Below are 4,381 nucleotides of genomic sequence, written 5' to 3'. Positions count from 1 at the left end.
AGATTAGAAAATGGATTGTTAAAAAGCTATTATAGAATTATAGCCCTAAACACATATACAGGTCATACCAAGCTTGTAGATGAAGTTCCAGTTACTGTAAAGAGATATATTGCAAAAAGTTGCGTACAAAAGCCTAAAATAAATGACAGTATCTTAAAAAGCGATATCGAATATGAAATAGAAAAACATTACAGAAAATATGAAAGTGAAAATATGGTTCTGTCAGACGTATTTAGCATATATAAACCGTATTGGACTTGTAATTACAACGGAAAGAATATATTTTTAGAAGCATATAAAAACTGAGGAGTTATTTTAAAGCTCCTCAGTTTTTTAGTATTTTAAGCAATTAATTAGATTTGTTTTTAGTTAAATAATCCAAGCTTTTTATTTTGTAGCCTTCATTTTCCCAGTGAGTTAATACCTCGTCTAATATCTCTGCATTAGTCTTTGAGTTTGAGTGAAGTAGTACTATAGCTCCTGGGTGAGTTCTAGAATAGATTTTATCTTTTGCATGTTCATGGCTAGGTTGGTTTGAATCATACCAATCCACATATGCAAAGCTCCAAAATATAGTAGAATATCCTAAATCTTGTGTGTATTTCAAAGATTTTTCGCTGAATTTACCCATAGGAGGTCTGAAGTATTTAGGCATATCTTTGCCAGTGACCTCTTTGTATGCTTTTTCTACAGAGATTATTTCGTCTTTGAATTTGTCTAAATCGTCTATACTGGCCATAGATACGTGGCTTTTGGAATGGTTGCATACTAGATGTCCTTCATTTACCATTCTTTTGACTAGCTCGGGGTTACTTTTTATGTAGTGTTCAACTACAAAAAAGTTAGCCGGAGCATTGTGCTTTTTAAGTGTATCCAAAATAAGGCTTGTATATCCATTTTCGTATCCAGCGTCGAATGTCAGGTATATGACCTTTTCGTCCTTATCTCCTACATAATATGTGTCGTAGTTTCTGAAAAAGGAAGCTTCTTTTATAGGGTCTGGCTGTTTGTGATCTTGTCTAGGATTAAAGTACCAATTGTATTCCTGAGTACTCAAATCGCCCTCTGAAATTTGAGTTTTGGATTTATTAAATAAATTGGAATTTGTGATAGCTATTATTCCAATTAGAATCGCGAAAAACCCTATAATAAAATAATTTCCAAGATTGTTGTTTTTCAAGGTAAGTCCTCCTCATAAATTAATTTAAATTAATAATATTTTTTAAAAAAATTGCTAAAAATATTCATGTAAAATATTGATTTTAAATAGTTGTTTTAATATGCTTTTATGTAGTAAAGTATAATTTGTAAATATAATGATTAAGATTTAGAAAGGAGGTATTTTATGGAAAAAAGGATCGCGAGTATTGTTAAAAATGTAGTTTTTTTAGATATAGAGACAAGTGGATTAAATCCTAAAAACAGCGAAATACTAGAAATCGGAGCTGTAAAAATAGATAAAGATAAAAACGTATCTATTTTCAATACACTTGTAAAAAATAAATTTAAAGTTCCACCTGAAATTTTTTCTCTTTGCAAAAATCTTAATCAAAAGGATCTAGATAAAGCGCCATTATTAGATGAGGTCAAAGAAGATTTTCTAGCTTTTATAGAAGATAAAACATTAATTTGTCACAACAAAAATTTTGAAAAGGAATTTTTAAACTTACATATAGGCAAAATAAATAATAAATTTATAGATTCTATGGAATTGGCAGCGATTTTAGAACCTTTTCACAGAGAATTTAATTTAGATTACCTAAAAAAAGCAATTACTACAAATAAAGATGATGAGGTGCACAGAGCTATCTACGATGCAATAGATACTATAGATGTTGTAAATGCCTTGATTTTGAGGTTTAAAGATAGACTCGAAAAAGACAACAAGCTTACATTATACCCTTTGACATTTGAGATAGATTCTTATTTAAATAAACACTCTCTTGGAAATTGGGACTGGTCTGAATATATAAATAATGCAGATTACGATTTGAAGGATCAGACAAAAACAGTGTATGAAAAAAAGAAAGACGAGAAAGATAAAAATGACAATTCAAAGGAAGAAGAAATTTTTAAACTTATGGGAAAATACAATGCTTCTTATGAAGAGCTTCTAAAGGAGGCGGATATCTGGGGCAGCAAAAAGGGATTTATCTATGAATTTAGACAAGGTCAATATGATTTGACTAAATTGATTAGAGAGACGTTTCACAGTTCTTCTAATAATATAGCCTGTATAGAGGCGCCTACAGGAATTGGAAAAAGCGTGGGGTATTTGCTACCGGCTGTTTTAGAGGCGAGATACGCCCAAAAGAGAATAATAATCTCAACTGCCACAAAGGAGCTTCAGGTTCAGCTTATGGACAAGGATTTACCAAATGTGATAAATTCATTGGGACTTTCAGGAAAGGTAAGCTACGGATATATAAAGGGCAAAAATAACTACATATGCAAAAGTAAATTTTACGATTATAAAAAAGATTATGAAGCTGAAAATCCAACTTACGAGGATATAATGTCCATAATAATTATCGAAAATTTAATAAAGGACGGAAAATATGGAGATATCGAGGAGATAAATTACTGGATTTTAAACCACTTTAAGGAGATCCAAAGTCACCTACTTAGGGTCGTCTGTGATGTCGACTTGTGCAAGCCTAAAAAATGCTATGAAAATTGTCTATACAAAAAAAGAGTAGAGGAGCTAAAGGACGAAGATATCACAGTTGTAAACCATTCTCTACTTGCTAGATGGCCGTATGTAGATGAAAAGCCTCTGGAAAATATTATAGTAGACGAAGCGCACAACTTAGTCGAAAAGGGATATGATTTTTTTTCTCAGGAAATAGAATACAATAGCTTTAGATATTTTCTAAAGGAAATCTATCCAAGTGAATTTTCAAGTAGTTCTAGGTATTACAATGAGATAAGGGAGAGACAAAAGAGAAAGGTAAAGCCTATAGATAGATTTTACACGGAGATAAAATTAGACAGAGATATAAAACAGAAGATAAGCAGAAATATCAATTTTATATTCGAGAAAATACATGAAATACTAGATTTCGGTGTAAATGAGGGATACGATTTAATAGTCAATTACGACTTGAGCTGGGAGCTGAACTTACAGCAGGACGATCAAATTGGAATTTTACACAAAAACAACCAGTACATAAAGGTGACTTATAAACCGTATACAGAAGTCGTAAAATACAACATCGAGAGCATACTGTCAAATGTAAATCAAATAATGATTTTACTAGATAGAAACATGGAGGACGAGTGGATAGACAAGGAAAGTTAAATCTACAAATACGGAAAGTCAAAATTAAAGGATTTAGAGGAAATATCTATAACCTTAGAAAAGTTTCTAGAATACGAGGAGGACGATTTATTTTCGAGAATAGTGACTATCTCAAGCGATTTTAAAAACTTTTCGATTAAAGTAGTCCCTCTAAATTTAGCCGATTTATTTAGAGAAAATATACTTTCTACATTGACTAGTGGAATTTTTCTATCTGCTACTTTGAGTGTCGACAATAATATGGACTACTTTACAAATACCTTGGGAATCGACAAGGTAAACAACACTAAAAAAATTATAGATCCAATTTACGACTATAAAAATAGACTTGAGGTTGTAAAAGTAATCGATATGGGAGGATATAGAGACGAATATTTCATAGAAAATATGGCTTCTAATATAGAAAGATCTATCGAGGCTGCTAATTCAAACGTGCTATGCCTTTTCAACAGTAGGAGAAGACAAGAGAGTACATACGATATTTTAGTAGATAAATTGCACGAAAAAGATATAGAAGTATATATGAATAAAAAAGGAATTAAATCATTAAAAAATGTAGAAAATAAAAGTGTAGTTTTGGGATCTAAGGGCTGCTTTGAAGGCGTGGATGTGCCAGGGGATGGTCTAGTATGTGTGACTTTAGATAAAATGCCTAACTTAAACCCAAGAGATCCACTGTATTTTAGCATAATGGATAAGTTTAAAAGGACTTATTTTCAAGTAAACTATCCTCAGATGATAATAAAGGTAAAGCAAGCACTAGGTAGAATACTTAGAAGCAAGTATGATTACGGAGTATTTATAGTATTTGACATGGGCAACAACGACTATATAAACAAAAAGCTAGAACAAAATCTCCACGGCTGCAAAATAAGAAATATTAGAAGCTCTAATATTAAAAATTATATATATTATCATCTCAAAAAAAACAGAAAAGAGGTAATTGTAGAGCTAATAACAGATATATTAAAAAGTAAACCGATTAAATCAAATACCATGGATTTAGCAAGCTACTTAAATAGAGAGATAAAACAGAGATCTATAAAAGCAAATGTAAAATACTATGAAAATAAAAAAAAT

At 31.0% G+C, this 4,381-nt stretch carries 4 protein-coding genes; 3 read left to right on the top strand and 1 reads right to left on the bottom strand.

Going from position 1 to position 4,381, the window contains the following annotated elements:
• Positions 1 to 306: hypothetical protein (locus ACI3VO_RS07280; RefSeq protein WP_439757269.1), on the top strand; the 306-nt coding region annotated here is incomplete at its 5' end.
• Positions 307 to 349: 43 nt separating this feature from the next.
• On the opposite strand, the gene pdaA is transcribed toward ACI3VO_RS07280, so the two are convergent.
• Positions 350 to 1,180, bottom strand: coding sequence for a delta-lactam-biosynthetic de-N-acetylase (gene pdaA / locus ACI3VO_RS07275; RefSeq protein WP_439757268.1), 831 nt, complete (start codon positions 1,178 to 1,180; stop codon positions 350 to 352).
• Between the two features lie 165 nt (positions 1,181 to 1,345).
• Here pdaA and ACI3VO_RS07270 point away from each other — a divergent pair, with 165 nt between their 5' ends.
• Together ACI3VO_RS07270 and ACI3VO_RS07265 are read left to right on the top strand one after the other, a co-directional pair.
• Positions 1,346 to 3,301: an exonuclease domain-containing protein gene (locus ACI3VO_RS07270; RefSeq protein WP_439757267.1), complete on the top strand. Its 1,956-nt coding sequence runs from the start codon at positions 1,346 to 1,348 to the stop codon at positions 3,299 to 3,301.
• A 102-nt stretch (positions 3,302 to 3,403) separates the two neighbouring features.
• The coding region (locus tag ACI3VO_RS07265; protein ID WP_439757266.1) for a helicase C-terminal domain-containing protein at positions 3,404 to 4,381 on the top strand (978 nt) is incomplete at its 3' end.

The organism is Intestinibacter sp., assembly GCF_051866655.1.
Classification (GTDB): domain Bacteria; phylum Bacillota; class Clostridia; order Peptostreptococcales; family Peptostreptococcaceae; genus Intestinibacter.
This window is presented reverse-complemented; position numbering and strand designations above follow the sequence as displayed.